The sequence below is a fragment of the Curtobacterium sp. NPDC089185 genome, assembly GCF_040685235.1.
GTDB lineage: Bacteria > Actinomycetota > Actinomycetes > Actinomycetales > Microbacteriaceae > Curtobacterium > Curtobacterium citri.
Window position 1 is genome coordinate 23,119 of record NZ_JBFBHK010000007.1, and the last position, 16,049, is coordinate 39,167.

Here is a 16,049-nt window from a genome sequence, read left to right on the forward strand (position 1 = left end):
GACGCCGTGCGGATTCCCGCACGATACTGACCCATCCATGAGCATCCGTCGGTTCGTTGTCGTACCCTCCTCGTGGGGGAGCTGCACGGACCCGAACCGTCGCCCACGTTCGACGACGAACGAGCCCTCACCGAGACGGCGCCGCCGAGTCGTCCACGCGTGAGGGCGACCGTCACCGACCCGAACGCCGACGGTCGCCCTCGCGCCCCTTCGTCGCCGGCGCCGATCCGTCGGCCGTGCTCGCGGCGCGGCGGTCCGCCGACCATGTTGACCGGGAGGACGAGGACGGCGGCGCGCCAGGGTGCGACCGGCGTAAGAGGAGTGCGAGTGACCGGTCACCTGGTGCCCACGCTGTCGGGCGTCCTGCTGCTCATCGGCGTCGCGACGGCGGTGCTCGTGCTGGCGCGGGCCGAGGCGCCGTGGGCACCGGCCCTGGCGATCGTCCGCGGAGCGGCGCAGCTGGCCGTCATCAGCCTCGTGCTGTCGGGGGTGATCCGCTCGCCGGCGCTGATCGCGGTCGCACTCCTGGTGATGTTCACGGTCGCGGTCCTCACGGCGGCTCGACGCCTCGGCGGGATCGCCGGCGCCGCCCTGCCGGTCGGGGCGTCGATGGCCGCCGGGATCGTCGTGACCGGGGTCGTCGTGTTCGGCACCGGCGCCATCGAGCTGAGCCCCCGCTACGCCCTCGCGGTGGGCGGCATCGTGATCGGCAACGCCATGACGATCGCGACCATCAGCGGACGCCGGTTCCGCGAGCTCGTGTCCGACCAGTGGGACGAGGTCGAGGGCTGGCTCGCACTCGGGGCCGCACCGCGACGTGCGACCGAGCGTCTGGTGCGCCGAGCGGTCAGCGCGGCGCTCGTGCCGACGGTCGACCAGACCAAGACGACCGGGCTGGTGACCCTGCCGGGCGCCTTCGTCGGTGCGGTGTTCGGCGGGCTGTCCCCGATCGAGGCGGGTCGGTTCCAGATCGTCGTCCTCGCGGCCATCGCGGCCGCGGGCGCCTGCACGGCGGTGTGCCTCACCCGCTGGCTGGCTCGGGTCACGGTGCGACCGACCGACGTGACCCGCTGACGGACGGGAGGCGCGGGGCGGCTGCGCCACGCGCCTCCCGTCCGTCCCTCCGCACCACCGGTGCGCGTGTCCGACCGCTGTCAGCGTGGGGACCGGGCGTCCTCGAGCAGGCCGTGGAGGACCGCCCGGGAGCGGGCAGCGGTCCCGTCGGCGCGGCCGGTGCTGCTCGCGACCGTCGTCAGCGTCTTCCACAGCGCCCAGCCGCGTCCGCGCGTCCACGTGTCGTCGTCCAGCTGCAGGCGGTCGCGGAACACCTGCCGCCCCTCCGAGTCGAGGAGGGTCCAGGCGGCTGCGACGTCGCACGCGGGATCGCCGACGCCGCAGGTGCCGAAGTCGATGACGGCACCGAGTCGGCCGTCCCGCACGAGGAGGTTCCCCGGGGCGAGGTCGCCGTGGAACCAGTTCCGGACGCCGTCCCAGGGCGTCTCGAGTGCGTCCGTCCAGACCGCCCGGGCGAGGTCGAGGTCGAGGTCGACCCGACCCCGGAGCGCGTGCAGGGCCTCGGTCGCCAGACCGTCGAAGGTCCGCAGCGGTCCACCGCGGAACCAGTCGTGCAGACCGGGTCCCGGGCCTCCCTCGGGGTCCACGGCGCGCAGGGCGAGGAGGAACCGGGCGAGGTCCTCCGCGAGTCGTCCGGGGCCGGCGACCGGTGCCGTGGTGAGTGGTTCGCCCGCCAGCCACCGGTACACCGACCAGGGGAAGGGGTACCCGGTGTCCGGTCGGCCCGTGGCGACGGGCACCGGGACCGGGAGCGGCAGCTGCGGGGCAAGCTGGGGGAGCCACCGGTGTTCCTTCTCGACCGCCAGCGCGTACGCCGCCGCACTCGGTGTGCGGACCGACAGGGCGTCGCCGAGGCGGAAGGTGTGGTTGTCCCAGCCGTCGTCCGCGACCGGGTGCACGGGCAGGTCGCGCCACTGCGGGAACTGCCGTGCCACGAGCGTCGCGACGAGCTGCGCGTCGACGGGGACGCGCTGCGGGACGGGTCCGAGGTCGAAGGCTTCGCTCACGGCTGCCAGCATGGCCCCGCCGCCGTCACGCCGCGGGTTCGGCGCTCCGCGGGATCGGCAGGGCGACCTCGACGTCAGGGTCGTCCTGCCGCGCGGCGCGGATCATGGAGTTCGCGGTCGCCGCGAGCGGCACCGCGAAGAACCCGCCCGCGATGCCACCGATCGTCGTGCCGGCGATCACGGCGAGGAGCACCGCCAACGGGTGGACGGCGACGACCGACCCGGTCAGGAACGGGTGCAGGACCTGCCCCTCCAACTGCTGCACCAGCACGACGACCGCGAGCATGACCAGGGCCACCACCCAGCCCTGGAACACCAGGGCGAGGAGCACCGCGACCGCTCCCGCCGCGAACGCGCCGACCACGGGGATGAACGCCCCGACGAAGACGACCACCCCGATCGGCCCCGCGAGCGGGACCCCGAGCAGGGCGGCGCCGAGGGCGATGCCGATCGCGTCGGTCGCGGCGATGACGACCTGCACGCGGATGAAGTGCGTCAGGGTGGTCCATCCGGCCTCGCCCGCCACTCCGAGTCGGTGGTGTGCGGCCCGCGGGAAGAGCGAGACGACCCACTCCCACATCCGCCGTCCGCCGGTGAGCGCGAAGATCGTGACGAACGTGACGATGAACAGCCCCTCGCCGAGGTGCACCAGGGTGGCGCCGGCGACCACGACCCCGCGCTGCAGGTCGGCAGCGTGCCGCTCGACGAACGTCCGGGCATCGGTCGACACGGTGTCGAGGTCGACCGACGGCAGCCCCATCGGCGGGTGCCGGAGCAGCTCCTGGACGTTGCCGATGAGCGAGACCGTCCGGTCCTCGAGGCTCGGCAACTGTTCGCTGACGCGCCAGACGACCAGGAACACGAGCAGGGCGACGCCGGCGACCAGCGACAGCAGCGCGAGGACGATCGCGAGACACTTCGGCACCCCGTGCCGCTGCAGCAGGGCGCTGAAGGGGACGAGCAGCGCGGCGACGACCAGCCCGATGAGCAGGGGGACGACGACGTTGGCCAGGGTGACGGCGATCCACGCGACCAGGCCGACCGCGGCGGCGATCACCAGTACCCGTCCGGCGAAGACGGCACCGGTGCGGAGCCCGGACGGACGAGGGGCGGGGTTCGAGACGGTCACGGGGTGCCCTCCGGGGCGGTGGGAGACGGGACGAGGTCGGACGGCGCCCGGCCCCAGGTGTGCTGGACGCGGTCCATCCAGGTGACGACGACGGTGTGCGGGGTCGTGAGCGCGGCGATGAGCGCGAGGTAGACCCCGAGGTCCGCGCGTCGGACGACGACGGCGAGGACGACGAGGGCCGCGATCGCGATCGCCGTGATCGGCCAGGCCTGCCGCAGGAACCGGAGGAACGGCGCGAGCAGGCGACCGCGGTGCAGCAGCTCGGCGCTGGTCGGGTCGGTGAGCTCGAGGCGGAGGACGTGCCGCACCGCGTGCCACAGCGTGAAGTACAGGCCCACGGCGAGGACCGGCGGTACCACCGCGAAGAACAGCACCAGGACGGCGTCCTCCGAGAGCTGCCGCCAGCGGGGACCGCCCGCCCGGTGGACGACAGCGGCGTGCAGCAGGACGAGCAGGACCAGGAGGACCGCCCCGGCGATCCGGACGCCCGGGGGGACGGTCAGCACCGACGGACCGCTCCCGCCGCCGACGACCGCAGCGGTGTCGACGACGACGTGGAGCGCCGCGTCCGGCTGGACGACGAACGGGACCACCATCGGCACGGCACCGCGCAGGGCCACCGTGAGGACGGACCCGAGCGGACCGGGCGCTCCGTCCCCGAGCAGCCGGTCGACGAACAGGTCACCCTGGCCCCAGTGGAACCAGGTGATGCCGACGAAGACCGCGAAGCCGAGCAGCGGGGCGACGACCCACAGCGCCGCGGTGAGCGTGCCGACCAGCAGGTAGAGCACGACGACCACGACGACGGACCGAACGGTGCTCGTGCCCGGGCGCAGCCGTGCCGGGACGAGGTGGTCGAGGGCGCCGTGCGGCAGCCCGAAGACGAGCACGCTCACGGCGAACGGTACGAGCTGCACGGCCATCGGGACGGCCACGCCCGTCAGGTCGAGCACCACGCACGTCAGGGCCACCGCGGCGAGGGCCGTGGTGACCGGTGCGAGGACCCGGTCGTTGACCCAGGTCCGCAGGGCGGGCGGCACGGTCGCGGCAGGCGCCACGTCCGTGCTCCGGTCGACGGCCGTCGCGGCCGTCGCCGCCGTCCCCGCCGTCACGCCCGGACCTCGCGCCGCCGCGCGACGGCGTCGGCGAGGGTCCGCACGAGCGCGGCGAGGAACGGACGCTTCTGCAGGGCGAGCACGATCCGGAGGTCGTCCGCCACGGACGAGCGCTCCGACAGGAAGCGCACCACGAGCGGACCGGGGAGCGCGAAGAGGCGACGGAACGCCTCCGCGGCCTGCTCGGGGCGGTCCCGCAGGAACCGGAGGAACACCGCGTCGAGGAAGCGCGTGCGGAACCGGTCGGAGAACGCGGGGACGGGTGTGCCGTCGACGAGGTGTCGGGCGACGACCGCACTGTGCCGGTTGCTCCGCGCGAACCCGTAGCCACTGCTGGGACGGGTGGTCCCGGTCACGGCCTCGGCGGCGGCCCAGCGGGCGTCCGACGGCGCGGAGACGTCCGTCATCGGGATGCACCCGCGTTCCTCGTCGGTCACGTGCCACTCGTCCGCCCGGAGACCCCACCGTCGCGAGACGTAGCGGGCGACGTGGTCCTCGTGGTCGAACGCGTCCGCGGGGTCGGGCGTGAACAGCGTGCTCTCCACGAGCGCCTCGGTCGGCGTCACCGGCAGCACGTAGACGAACCGCACGGGACCGCCCGGCTCCTGGCCGCCGAAGTCCATGAGCGTCACCGTCGTCGTGTCGAACACCGGGCGGCTCGTGGTGACCCACCGTCCGGCGAAGCGCTGGTGGAGCAGCACCCGACCGGCCGGGACGTCCGTGGGGCACCGGGGTCCGCGGGCGTCGAGGACGCGGCCGGCCCGGACGGGACCGTCGGTGGTGTGCACCACGACGTCCCGGTCGTCGGTCGTGTCGGCGTCGCTGCGTCGGACCGCCGCGACGGGGGTGCCCCGGACGATGCGGACCCGCCCGTCCGAAGCGACACGGGACGCGGCGGCGGCGGACCGGTCGGACGCCCGCACCAGGACGTACGGGTGGTCGGGATCCGAGCCGACGCTCGTCCCGTCCTCGGTCCGGACCTCCCACCGGTCCCACGACGCCGAGCGGGCCTCGGGGAGCGGGTCGGTGCCGTCGTCCCACGAGCACCACGACCGCGGGTCCGGGGTGGCCCGGCCCTCGAGCACCAGGACGGAACGGTCGCCGAGCGCTGCGAGCCGTACGGCTGTCGAGAGCCCCGAGCACCCGCCGCCGACGACGGCCACGTCGACGCGCTCCGGCAGGGTCGTCCGGACCGGACCGGGGGCCGGAGCGACGCGCGCTCCGGCCCCCGGTGTCGTCGTCGTGCCGGTGTCAGCGACGGACACGGCGCTCGCCGCGACCGGACAGCGCGGTGTCGTCCACGGTGACGGTGCCGGGCAGGACGCCGTCCGAGAGCTTCTCGGACGAGATCCAGAGCGCCTCGGGCAGGGTGTCGACGCCGGCACGGACGTCCTCGGCGGAACGGAGCTTGGCGATCTTGTGGATCAGCGAGCCGAAGCCGACCTTCGCGACGATGTCCGCGGCCGACAGGACGACCTGCATCCAGGTGATGACCGCACCGCCGTGGCCCCAGCCCTGGAGGCCGAAGATGATCGGGTAGGCGAGCCACGTCACGATGAGCAGGATGCCGGCGTTGCGGAGCGTCGCAGCGGCGGGGGTGCCCGCCAGGTCACGGCCGCCCTTGACGACCACGTAGATCACGAGGACGTACAGGATCACCATGAAGACGCCGGAGATGACGCCCCAGAGCCAGAGCGCACCCGTGTTCGTACCGGAGTCGACGGCGACGCCGCCGATGAAGCCGGTGCTGATCATCAGGAACGCCGCGGCGATGCCGACGGCCCGGAGACGGCGGGCCGCCGCGCCGGCGAGGGTGGCCACCGCGAGGAGCTCGATCACCAGGAGCGGCACCGTGACGGTCCAGTCGAAGTAGCGCGGCGCCCACGACAGGATCGCGTTCGCGTTCGGCACCCACGAGTCGCCCCGGCGCTCGTAGCCCAGCGCGAACTCGACGACCAGGAGCACGTACGACAGGAAGGCGATGCCGGTGATGGTCATGCCGGCGTACACGCCGGCGCGGTACCGGCCGCTGACCTCGTTGGTCGACACGAGCGACTTCACGAAGAACGCGAAGAGCGCGAGTCCGGCGACGGAGAGCGCGTAGACGATGATCGAGTGCTCCGCGAGCGTGAGCGTCGAGTTCCACGGAGCGAGTGCGTCCGACATGGGGGTCCTTCCGGTGGGTGGTGGTGGCGGTTCGTCGCCGACCAGAGAAACTTGCTCCTGGGCAACCATCCCTGTTCCCAGCGGGTGCTCGGACCGGGGTACAACGGCGTCAGTAGCGTGGTACATCCGAACGAATCAGCGCCGCCCGGCGCTCGTCTCACCCCCAGGGGTGGTCCTGAGAGGAACGGAATGTCCGACCGCATCCGCGTGGCCCTGGTCAACGACTACGAGCTCGTGCTGCGCGGGCTGGCGGACATGCTCGCGCCCTTCGCCGACCGGATCGACGTCGTGCAGCTCGACGCCCGACGCCGTGTCACGGTGGACGTCGACGTGGCGCTCTACGACACGTTCGCGCAGCCTGAACCCGACGACGAGGACATCGACCGGCTCGCATCGAACCCGCGCATCCGGACCGTCGCCGTCTTCACGTGGAAGATGGACCAGGACCTCATCGACGCGGCGGTGGCGCGTGGCGCGACCGGGTACTTCGCGAAGAGCTCGACCGCCGAGCACCTCGCCGAGGGGCTCCAGCGGGTCGCTGCCGGCGAGCGCGTGCTCGAGTCGCCCCGACGACGGGTGCCGAGCGGTCCCGGGGTGCGGTGGCCCGGTCGCGCGGAGGGCATCTCGGACCGCCAGTCCGAGATCCTCGCGCTCATCACCCAGGGCAAGCGCAACACGGAGATCGCCGAGCTGACGCACCTCAGCCCGAACACGGTCAAGACCCACATCCGGACGCTCTACAGCAAGATCGGGGCGGAGAACCGGGTCGACGCCGTGCTCTGGGGGACCGAGAACGGGTTCCGGCCGGACCACCGCAGCACCGACCGGTGAGCGTGGTCGTCCACGACGAGCGTTCCTCGAGGACGAGCGCGGGACGCCGTTAGGCTGACCCGGTGACCAGTGCCGAGGAGTCCGCAGCAGGGACGGAGTCCGTCGTCGTCGACGCGTCGGTCGTCGGGCTCGGCATCGTGCTGCGCTCGCTCGCCCCGGCCCTCGAGCACGTCACCCTGCAGCAGTACCGGATCCTCGTGCTGCTCGTGACCCGCGGCCCGTTGCGCGCGGGAGACCTGGCCGACGAGCTCGGCCTGCTGCCGTCCGGCATCACGAGGATGGTGGACCGGCTCGTCCGCGACGACTGGGTCAGCAGACGGGTGTCCGGACGCGAGGTCACCGTCACGGCCCAGCCCGCGGCGACCGCCCTCGTCGAGCAGGTGCTCGATCGCCGCGCCGCCGAGTTCCGCGGGGCGCTCCGCCGGATGTCCGAGGACGAGCGACGGGCGGTGCGACAGGCAGCGGAGGCGCTGGTCCGCTCCGCCACGGCGGCGCCGCTCCTCGATGCGCACCTGCTCCTCGGGACGCACCCGCAGCACTGACGGCGGACGGACGACGCAGCCGCAGCACTGACCGCGGACGTAGGCTGGCTCGGGTCCGCGGCGCACCGTCGCCGGGACGTGACCACCGGGCCCACGCCCGTCGAACCGGGCCCGGCGCCCCGGGAAGGAACTGCCATGAGCATGGAAGGCGCAGCCTGGAGCTCGCTGTACAAGATCTCGTCGGCGAAGGACAGCGGTCGCGGGTTCTCGCGCGAGTCGTTCCGACGGATCATGACGTTCGCCGTGCCGTACCGGTCGAAACTGGTCGTCTTCATCCTGCTGTCGGTCGTCGGGGCCTTCCTCGCGGTCGCGACGCCGGTCCTGGCCGGTCGCGTGGTCGACGTGATCGTCGCCCGCGGGGCGCTCGGCACGATCGTCGGGCTCGCCGTCCTGATCGCCGTCGTCGCCGTGGCCGACGCCGGTGCCTCGCTCGCGACGCGCTGGTACTCGGCGCGGATCGGTGAGGGGGTCATCCTCGACCTCCGGACGGCCGTGTTCGACCACGTGCAGAAGATGCCGATCGCGTTCTTCACCCGCACCCGCACGGGAGCGCTCGTCAGCCGGCTCAACAACGACGTGATCGGCGCGCAGCAGGCCTTCAGCGGGACCCTGTCCGGCGTCGTCACGAACCTCGTCGCGCTGATCCTCACCCTGACCGTCATGCTCAGCACGTCGTGGCTCGTGACCGTCCTCGCGGTGGTCATGCTCCCGCTCTTCCTCGTCCCCGCACGCCGGATGGGCACCCGGCTCGCCGCGCTCCGCCGCGAGGCCGCCGACCACAACTCGGCGATGAGCACCCAGATGACCGAGCGCTTCTCGGCCCCGGGCGCGACCCTCGTCAAGCTCTTCGGGCGCCCCGACGAGGAGGCCGAGGAGTTCCGCGTCCGCGCTGCCCGGGTCCGCGACATCGGTGTCCGGACGGCGATGCTGCAGTTCGTCTTCGTCACGGCGCTGACCCTCGTGGCCGCGCTCGCCCTCGCGCTCGTCTACGGGCTCGGCGGCGCGCTCGCACTCGGCGGGCAGCTCAACACGGGCGACGTCGTCACCCTGGCACTCCTGCTCACCCGGCTCTACGCGCCGCTGACCAGCCTGGCGAACGCCCGCGTCGAGATCATGAGCGCGGTGGTGAGCTTCGAGCGGGTCTTCGAGGTGCTCGACCTCCGACCGCTCATCACGGAGAAGCCGGACGCCGTCACGGTCGCCGACGGCCCGGTGGCGGTGGAGTTCGACGACGTGCGCTTCGCCTACCCGTCGGCGGACAAGGTGTCGCTCGCCTCCCTCGAGGAGGTCTCGACGCTGGACACCCGCGGCGGTGAGGAGGTGCTGCACGGCGTCTCGTTCCGGATCGAACCGGGACAGACGGTCGCCCTCGTCGGCACGTCCGGCGCGGGAAAGTCGACCGTCGCCCAGTTGCTCGCACGCCTCTACGACGTCGACAGCGGCGCCGTCCGGCTCGGCGGCACGGACGTGCGGGACGTCAGCTTCGCCTCCATGCGCAACACCCTCGGCATGGTGACCCAGGACGGGCACCTGTTCCACGAGACGATCCTCGCCAACCTGCGGCTCGCCCGACCGGAGGCGACCGTCGACGAGGTCTGGGACGCCGTCCGACGGGCACGGCTCGAGCCGCTCGTCCGGTCGCTGCCCGACCAGCTGGGCACCATGGTGGGGGAGCGCGGCTACCGCCTGTCGGGTGGTGAGCGGCAGCGCATGACGATCGCGCGCCTCCTCCTCGCCCAGCCGCGCGTGGTGATCCTCGACGAGGCGACGGCGGCACTCGACTCCACGTCGGAGGCGGCGGTGCAGGCCGCGCTCAGCGAGGCGCTCGAGGGGCGCACCGCGATGGTCATCGCCCACCGCCTGTCGACCATCCGGAGTGCGGACCTGATCCTCGTCGTCGAGGACGGCTCGATCGTGGAGCGCGGCACGCACGAGCAACTGCTCGCCGCGGGCGGCCGGTACGAGGAGCTGCACCGGACCCAGTTCGCCGTCCAGCAGGACGCCGTCGCGCAGGATGCGGAGCTGCCTGCCTGACGCCGTCGGGAGCGGACCGACGGACGGACGGGAGGCGCGTGGCTAGGCCGCCACGCGCCTCCCGTCCGTCACCGGTCGCGACGGGACGCGATCAGTCCCAGATCGAGATCCAGTCGATGTCGACGTGGCCGTCGGCCCACCACGGGACGTCGCCGGTGATCGCGGTCTCGGCCTGCAGCGTCACGCGCATCGGGTCCTTCGGCACACCCGACCAGGTCTGCGAGACGAGCTGGTCGTCCCAGTAGAAGCGGACCACGCCGTGGTCCCACTCGGTCGTCGCGACGTGGTACCCGCTGCTCTGCGTCGTCGACGTGTGCCGCTGCACGCTCGAATCGAAGCGCATCATGCCCCGGGACCACGTCCCGGGGATGGCCGCTGCGGGGCGCACCGTGCTGTCGAGGTCGCCCTCGGGCCAGTCGATCTCGCCCTTGTTCCAGTCGTCGTCGGTGGGCCAGAGCATGCCGACGAACTTGTAGCCGGGCGTGTCCGTCGTCTTGTAGCGGATCGAGACCCGGCCGGTCTCGTGCGGCGCGTACCCGTCGGGCAGCACGGTGGCGACCAGCGGGCGCCCGTTCTCCGTGTGCAGTCGGAAGTCGAGGTTGCCGTTGCTGACGCTGAGCACCTTGTCGGGGGCGTAGTACCCGCGCCCGCTGGTGTCCGAGTAGCCGGAGTAGGCCTCCATCTCCGGGTACTCCCGCAGGACGCTGCCCAGGCGGGCGTCCCGGTCGAAGTCCTCCGCGTACGACTGCTTCCAGGTGCGGCCGTTCGAGTACAGGTCGCCCTTCGGCATCGCGGTGAGCGAGTCCGTCGCCGCCTCCGAGGGTGTCGCCTGCTGCGTCATGCCGATGACGAGTGCCCCGGCCGCCGCGAACGCCGCGCCGGTGGCGATGCGACGCTTCCGGCGCCCGCTCGTGTTCCGTGTGTCGTTCTTCATGTGAGTAGTTGATTCCCTGTCGTTTCCCTGAGCGCGGCCCTCCGGTGGGGCGCAGCGCGGCCGAACGGTACCTTCTGTGCCACCCCCGAACGGGGGGAAGAAGGTGTCGCGTCACCCTCGCGCTGTCCCCCTTTCGCCCCACTCCCCAGGCTGGGAGCGGGCACTGGCGGCTGAGCACATCTTCAGGACACTGCTCCGAAGGTTCAGTTCCCGAGTCCGGCGACGAGGTTCACGACGCTCGCGATGACGACGGTCCCGAAGAAGAACGAGAGCAGCGCGTGCCGGAGCGTCACCACCCGGATCCTGCTCGCCGTGATCGAGGTGTCCGACACCTGGTACGTCATCCCCACCGTCAGGGCGAAGTAGGCGAAGTCCGAGTACCGCGGGGGTTCCTGCTGGTTGAAGTCGATGCCGCCCGGGGTCCCGCTGTACCAGAGCTCGGCGTAGCGCAGGGTGAACAGGGTCTGCACGAGCATCCACGACAGGGCCACGCTGACCACGCCGAGTGCCGCTGCGAGGTCCTGCGACGGACCGTGCAGCCCCTTCGCGGTGCTGAGCACGACCAGGAGCGCGACGACGCTCGCACCGGCGGCACCAACGAGCAGCAGGTCGGAGACCGTCCGCCGCGGGTCCTCCCGCGAGGCGAGCCGCGCGGTCCGGTCGGCGTCCGCCCGGAGCAGGGGCAGCGCGGTGACGACGTACACCGCGCACGCGGCCGCCCACCCGATCGACGCCGCCCAGCGCGGACCGACCGTGACGCTCGTGACGCCCGCGACGACGGCGCCGACGACCACCATCAGGACGAGGCGGTCCCGGTAGCGGCGGGGCCGGCCGACGTGCGGTGCGGCTGACGGCGGCGGGGTGGACGGGGACGCGGGCTGGCTCACGCCGCGCAGCCGCCGGCCGCCGGCCGCCAGGCAGCCGGGACGGTGGCCGGCGGGGCTGAGGGTGTGTCCAGCAGGACGGCCGTCGGGACGCACCGGAGCAGCCCGGCGATCGGTGCCACGGCTGCAGCGGGTGGGCGGGCGGAGCGGCGGTCAGGGACGTGTCGGCGCGCGGAGCGCCCGCCAGCTCACCGCACCCGCGGCGGCCGCGGCGGCCGCGGCGGCCGCGGCGGCCGCGAGTACCGCGATCGCGCCGGGCGGGGTCGCTCCGGTCAGGCGGCGCCGTCCGACCCTGCCGTCAGCAGGGCGACCGCCTCCCGTACCGCCGTCGGCGCCCCGGCCAGGTGCCAGTCGTGGCCGTGCGCCGTCACGATCGTCGCCACCCCGCCGGCGCCCTCGACGAGCGCCCGCCCGGGCAACCAGTCCCAGTCGGCGCAGTCCGTCTGGACCCAGAGCCCGATCCGGCCCGCGGCCACGTCGACGAGGTCGCACGACCCGGATCCGCTGATCCGGATCGTCGCCGCGGCGCCGAGCAGCGCGAACACCGTGGGCGCCGCGTCGTCGCGGAGGTGTGAGGCGTTCAGGAAGGTCGCGACGCTGCCGGTGCCGAGTGCCACGTCGGGCACGTCCGGGACCGGCTCACCGTCGCGCGTCGTCCGGCCGTCGGACGCGACCCAGGTCTCGTCGGGCAGGTGCCGCCGGACCGCACCGACGCGCAGCACGCCGTCGACCTCGAGCGACACCGCGCTGCACCACGCCGGCAGTCCGGCGACGTAGTTGAACGTGCCGTCGATCGGGTCCACCGTCCAGCGCCGTCCGGTGGCCGCCTCGACCTGCGCGCCCTCCTCGCCGAGCACTCCGTCGTCGGGCCGGTGCTCCCGGAGCAGCCGGCGCACGAGGTCCTCCGCGGCACGGTCGGCTGCCGTGACGAGGTCGGCGGCCGAGGTCTTGCGCTCGGCCGCGGTGCCGGTGGTGCGCATCTCGGCGGCGAGTCGGGCGGCGTCGGTCACGAGGGCGGCGGCGAGGGCGTGGTCGTCCATCCGGCCACGGTACCGGGCACCGTCCCTCGGACCGGGTGGGGCGCACGGGTGCCGTACGGAAGCGCCGGTCGTCCGTCAGGGAGCCGTCAGGACCGGTACGGCGCAGATCGCGCGGCACGAGGCTGTCCGTCGTGGACATGCACCGAGAACGACCGCCGCACCGTGTCGCACGCACCGGCTGGCACCCCTGGGGCCGCTGCGCCGTGCAGCCCGTCACCCGCGCTCTGTGGAGCGGCCGGACGCTCGAGGTCCACCCGCCGGGCACCACGACCGGCGAGCACCTGCTGCTGCGGGCGCTGCAGGCGTGGGGTGTCGGCGGAGCCGTCGGAGCGGTGGGCCTCGTCGTCGCGGCACACGAGGCACCGGTGGTCGGGGTCGCGCTCGCGGTCGTCGTCTACGTTGCCGGGTTCGCGGTCCTCGCCCGGGCCACCCGTCGGTTCCGTCCCGGCGTCCGGACGCTGACGGTGACGGTCTTCCACGGCAACGACCGCCCGGAGGTGCACGGCGACGTGCGGCTCCTCGAGACCTCGCTCGACCTGCTCTGCCTCGCCGAGACCGCCGTGCGGCGCGGGCAGCTCTCCCGCGTCGAGTACGAGGCGATCTGGGGGCAGGTCTGGGCGGCGATGCCCGCTCGGCCGCAGCGGGTGGAGCACCGCTCCGGCGCGCGGACGACTCGTCGGACGGCCCACTCGTGACCGCCGTCGTGGGGACGGCGACCGGGCCGGTCGACCCGGACCCGGAGGACCTGACCATCGTGCTCGGCTACGACTGAGCGGGCAGCGGTCGTGGCCAGCCCGACCGCTCGTCGGACGGGAGGCGCGTGGCGGGTCCGCCACGCGCCTCCCGTCCGTCCTCGTCGCGCTACAGCACCGCCTTCGGCACCCGGTGCAGCGTCACCGCCCCGACGGCCGCGAAGGGGTGCAGCGGGTCCGGGTCGCCCGACCCGGTCGGCCCGCCGAGCTTCGAGTCGCCGACGGCGCTGAGCACCGCGTACGCGTCGTCGGCGCTCCACCCGTGCTCGTCGACGAGGAACGCGAAGGCGTCCTCGTACCCGCGCCGGACGCTCTCCTGCACCGGGTCGCCGAGGCCGACGAAGAGCCACTCGTCGTCGGTCTCGATCCGCGGTGCCCGGGGCACGGGGCCGCCCCGCACGAGGTCGACGGACACGATCGCCGTGCCCTGCGCCTCGATCGCGACGAAGGACGATTCACCCTCGGCCATGATCGCGTGGACGTCCCCGATGGACAGCAGGGCGCCGGGAACCCGGACGGGCAGGTACACGGTCGAGCCGGGGCGGGCCTCGGTGACGTCCATGTTCCCGCCCTCGGCGTACGCCGGCATGATCGTCGAGTTCGTCCCGGTCGCCGGTGCGACGCCGATGCAGCCGATCATCGGCCGGACGGGGAACGCGTGCCGGTCGGTGACGTGCACGACGCCGTCCTCGATCGGGCAGCGGCGCGCGAACACGCCCTCGGGCATGACGTGCTGGAGCGCCCCGGAGCCGGGGAGCGACACCGACCAGCCGTGGGTCGTGAGCTGGATGTCGTGGATGTGCACGGCGAGGGTGTCGCCCGGCATCGCCCCCTCGACGAAGACGGGTCCGGTGACCGGGTTGATCGGGGCCTGCAACTGCGCCAGGTCGTGGTGCCGGTCGAGCTCGGCGTAGACGGCGTCGGTCGTCTCGAAGCCGATCGTCTCGCCGGTGCCGGGCGTGATGCGGAGCACGGGCTCGCGGGCCGGGTCGAACCCGGGGACGCCGAGGGTGTTCGGCAGGTGGTGGTCGGGGGTCATGCGGGGTCTCCTTCGGAGCCGACCTCGGTGGATCGGCCGGTCGAGCGGTAGTAGAGGAAGACGGCGGCACCGACGACGAGCCAGATGATGCCGCCGACCTTCGCCTCGACCGCGGCGTTGAGCAGCACGTACCCGATGATGAGGAAGCCGATCAGCGGCACGACCAGGTGCAGCAGCCAGTTCCGCGACCTCCCCTTCACGACGTGGTGCACGAACACCGACACGTGCAGGAGCATGAAGCCGAACAGCGCGCCGAAGTTGACCAGCGACGAGATCGTGTCGATCTGTCCGACGAAGAACAGCACGAGGATCGCGGACAGCACCGACACGACGATGATCGCGTTCTGCGGCACCAGGCGGCCGTTCAACCTGTGCAGGAACGCCGGGAGCTGTCGGTCGCGGCTCATGGAGAAGAGCAGGCGGCTCGTCGCGGCCTGCGCGGCCATCGCGTTGGCGATGCCGACCGCGAGGACGTTCACCGCGAAGAACGCGGTCGCCCACCCGCTCGACGAGGCCTGCTCGACGATGGTGAAGAACGCGTTGCCGGCCTCGCCCTCGGGGAACGCGTCCCGCCCGGCGGCGAGGGCCGAGGCGAGCCAGGTCTGCAGGACGAACAGGAACGCGACGATCACGAGCGCGAGGACCATCGCGGTCCCGGCGCCGCCGCGGCGACCGGTCGACTCCTCGGACAGCGTCGAGATGCCGTCGAAGCCGAGGAAGCTCAGCACCGCGATCGACAGGGCGCTGGCGATGAGCGGTGCGGAGACCTTCGACGGGTCCCAGACCTGGTCGGTGCTGAACGAGGCGCCGGGGACCGTGCCGCCGGTCAGGGCGACGATCGCGATCACGACGAAGATCGCCACGAACACGAGCTCGATCAGGAGGAACACCCGGTTCGCGACCTTGAGCGACGAGACGCCGAGCAGGTTGATCACCGTGTTGATCGCGACGAACACGAGCGCCCACAGCCAACGGGGCGTGCCGGGGAAGATGCCGACCATGCTCTCGGCCGCGAACACGTAGAGCAGCGTCGGGACGAGCAGGTAGTCGAGCAGGATCGCCCAGCCGGCGAAGAACCCGGCGGTCGGGTGGATGCCACGGCCGACGTACGAGAACACGCTGCCGGCGAGGGGGATCGACTTCGCCATCTGCGCGTAGGCGAGTGCGGTGAAGATCATCGCGACGAGGCCGACGATGTACACGAGCGGGACCATGCCGCTCGAGGCGTTGTAGACGGTGCCGAAGATCGCCCACGGGGCGATCGGCACCATGAAGACGAGCCCGTAGACGAGCAGGTCGGTGGTGGAGACGGAGCGCTTGAGCTCCTGCTTGTAGCCGTAGGCCTCGAGCTGCTGCTGTGCAGAGAGCTCGCTGTGCTGCTGCGACATCGTGGTTCCGTTCGGGGAGACGGTGCGTGGGAGGGGGCGCCGGACACCGGGCGCGTGGCTGGGTGGGCGCGCCGGTCGGGTCCGGAGGGGCGGCGGCCGGGAGGCGCGTGGCGG

General features: G+C 72.9%; 15 protein-coding genes. 5 read left to right on the top strand and 10 right to left on the bottom strand.

All coding sequences use genetic code 11. From position 1 onward, the window contains the following. The first annotated feature begins 321 nt into the window (after positions 1-321). Entirely contained in the window at positions 322-1,074 is a 753-nt protein-coding gene (locus AB0N84_RS09370; RefSeq protein WP_363545531.1) for an ABC transporter permease, read from the top strand. Positions 1,075-1,154: 80 nt separating this feature from the next. Here the strand turns inward: AB0N84_RS09370 and AB0N84_RS09375 are convergent, their stop codons facing one another. Genes AB0N84_RS09375 through AB0N84_RS09395 form a run of 5 tightly spaced genes read right to left on the bottom strand, consistent with a single transcriptional unit; the run spans position 1,155 to position 6,491 of the window. Next, positions 1,155-2,081, bottom strand: coding sequence for an aminoglycoside phosphotransferase family protein (locus AB0N84_RS09375; RefSeq protein WP_363545533.1), 927 nt, complete (start codon positions 2,079-2,081; stop codon positions 1,155-1,157). A 25-nt stretch (positions 2,082-2,106) separates the two neighbouring features. Next, on the bottom strand, positions 2,107-3,210 hold the full coding sequence (locus AB0N84_RS09380; RefSeq protein ID WP_363545535.1) for an AI-2E family transporter: 1,104 nt from the start codon (positions 3,208-3,210) through the stop codon (positions 2,107-2,109). After that, positions 3,207-4,322, bottom strand: coding sequence for a Brp/Blh family beta-carotene 15,15'-dioxygenase (locus AB0N84_RS09385; RefSeq protein ID WP_363545538.1), 1,116 nt, complete (start codon positions 4,320-4,322; stop codon positions 3,207-3,209). The genes AB0N84_RS09380 and AB0N84_RS09385 overlap by 4 nt, the downstream gene beginning before the upstream one ends. Continuing rightward, positions 4,319-5,590, bottom strand: a complete 1,272-nt coding sequence (locus AB0N84_RS09390) for a lycopene cyclase family protein (protein WP_363545541.1) — start codon at positions 5,588-5,590, stop codon at positions 4,319-4,321. Before AB0N84_RS09390 ends, AB0N84_RS09385 begins: the two co-directional genes overlap by 4 nt. Continuing rightward, positions 5,577-6,491, bottom strand: a complete 915-nt coding sequence (locus AB0N84_RS09395) for a bacteriorhodopsin (protein ID WP_363545544.1) — start codon at positions 6,489-6,491, stop codon at positions 5,577-5,579. The genes AB0N84_RS09390 and AB0N84_RS09395 overlap by 14 nt, the downstream gene beginning before the upstream one ends. A gap of 189 nt (positions 6,492-6,680) precedes the next feature. On the opposite strand from AB0N84_RS09395, the gene AB0N84_RS09400 reads away from it, so the two are divergent. From AB0N84_RS09400 to AB0N84_RS09410, 3 genes are all read left to right on the top strand, one after another. Continuing rightward, positions 6,681-7,322 carry a response regulator transcription factor gene (locus AB0N84_RS09400; RefSeq protein ID WP_069710973.1) on the top strand — a complete coding sequence of 214 codons (642 nt, stop codon included), beginning with the start codon at positions 6,681-6,683 and terminating at the stop codon, positions 7,320-7,322. A 62-nt stretch (positions 7,323-7,384) separates the two neighbouring features. After that, positions 7,385-7,864, top strand: a complete 480-nt coding sequence (locus AB0N84_RS09405; protein ID WP_182046717.1) for a MarR family transcriptional regulator — start codon at positions 7,385-7,387, stop codon at positions 7,862-7,864. Positions 7,865-7,999: 135 nt separating this feature from the next. Further along, positions 8,000-9,898, top strand: a complete 1,899-nt coding sequence (locus tag AB0N84_RS09410; protein ID WP_363545548.1) for an ABC transporter ATP-binding protein — start codon at positions 8,000-8,002, stop codon at positions 9,896-9,898. A 91-nt stretch (positions 9,899-9,989) separates the two neighbouring features. On the opposite strand, the gene AB0N84_RS09415 is transcribed toward AB0N84_RS09410, so the two are convergent. From AB0N84_RS09415 to AB0N84_RS09425, 3 genes are all read right to left on the bottom strand, one after another. Further along, complete coding sequence (locus tag AB0N84_RS09415) at positions 9,990-10,832, bottom strand: glycoside hydrolase family 16 protein (protein ID WP_182046715.1); 843 nt, start codon at positions 10,830-10,832, stop codon at positions 9,990-9,992. Positions 10,833-11,035: 203 nt separating this feature from the next. Then, positions 11,036-11,719, bottom strand: coding sequence for a DUF1345 domain-containing protein (locus tag AB0N84_RS09420; RefSeq protein ID WP_363545551.1), 684 nt, complete (start codon positions 11,717-11,719; stop codon positions 11,036-11,038). A gap of 269 nt (positions 11,720-11,988) precedes the next feature. Then, positions 11,989-12,756, bottom strand: coding sequence for an inositol monophosphatase family protein (locus AB0N84_RS09425; protein ID WP_182048129.1), 768 nt, complete (start codon positions 12,754-12,756; stop codon positions 11,989-11,991). 137 nt (positions 12,757-12,893) lie between these two features. On the opposite strand from AB0N84_RS09425, the gene AB0N84_RS09430 reads away from it, so the two are divergent. Then, positions 12,894-13,451 carry a DUF6611 family protein gene (locus tag AB0N84_RS09430; RefSeq protein ID WP_310648895.1) on the top strand — a complete coding sequence of 186 codons (558 nt, stop codon included), beginning with the start codon at positions 12,894-12,896 and terminating at the stop codon, positions 13,449-13,451. Positions 13,452-13,617: 166 nt separating this feature from the next. On the opposite strand, the gene AB0N84_RS09435 is transcribed toward AB0N84_RS09430, so the two are convergent. Together AB0N84_RS09435 and AB0N84_RS09440 are read right to left on the bottom strand one after the other, a co-directional pair. Next, positions 13,618-14,547 carry an acetamidase/formamidase family protein gene (locus tag AB0N84_RS09435; RefSeq protein WP_182048131.1) on the bottom strand — a complete coding sequence of 310 codons (930 nt, stop codon included), beginning with the start codon at positions 14,545-14,547 and terminating at the stop codon, positions 13,618-13,620. Next, the gene (locus AB0N84_RS09440) at positions 14,544-15,935 is read right to left on the bottom strand and encodes an APC family permease (RefSeq protein ID WP_182048132.1); all 1,392 of its coding nucleotides are present in this window, start codon (positions 15,933-15,935) and stop codon (positions 14,544-14,546) included. The genes AB0N84_RS09435 and AB0N84_RS09440 overlap by 4 nt, the downstream gene beginning before the upstream one ends. Positions 15,936-16,049: the final 114 nt, after the last annotated feature.

Excerpts from the sequence above, each read along its gene's own strand:
- AB0N84_RS09415 (WP_182046715.1), bottom strand. The coding sequence starts at position 10,832 with ATGAAGAACGACACACGGAACACGAGCGGGCGCCGGAAGCGTCGCATC.
- AB0N84_RS09395 (WP_363545544.1), bottom strand. The coding sequence starts at position 6,491 with ATGTCGGACGCACTCGCTCCGTGGAACTCGACGCTCACGCTCGCGGAG.
- AB0N84_RS09400 (WP_069710973.1), top strand. The coding sequence starts at position 6,681 with ATGTCCGACCGCATCCGCGTGGCCCTGGTCAACGACTACGAGCTCGTG.
- AB0N84_RS09425 (WP_182048129.1), bottom strand. The coding sequence starts at position 12,756 with ATGGACGACCACGCCCTCGCCGCCGCCCTCGTGACCGACGCCGCCCGA.
- AB0N84_RS09435 (WP_182048131.1), bottom strand. The coding sequence starts at position 14,547 with ATGACCCCCGACCACCACCTGCCGAACACCCTCGGCGTCCCCGGGTTC.
- AB0N84_RS09410 (WP_363545548.1), top strand. The coding sequence starts at position 8,000 with ATGAGCATGGAAGGCGCAGCCTGGAGCTCGCTGTACAAGATCTCGTCG.
- AB0N84_RS09430 (WP_310648895.1), top strand. The coding sequence starts at position 12,894 with ATGCACCGAGAACGACCGCCGCACCGTGTCGCACGCACCGGCTGGCAC.
- AB0N84_RS09440 (WP_182048132.1), bottom strand. The coding sequence starts at position 15,935 with ATGTCGCAGCAGCACAGCGAGCTCTCTGCACAGCAGCAGCTCGAGGCC.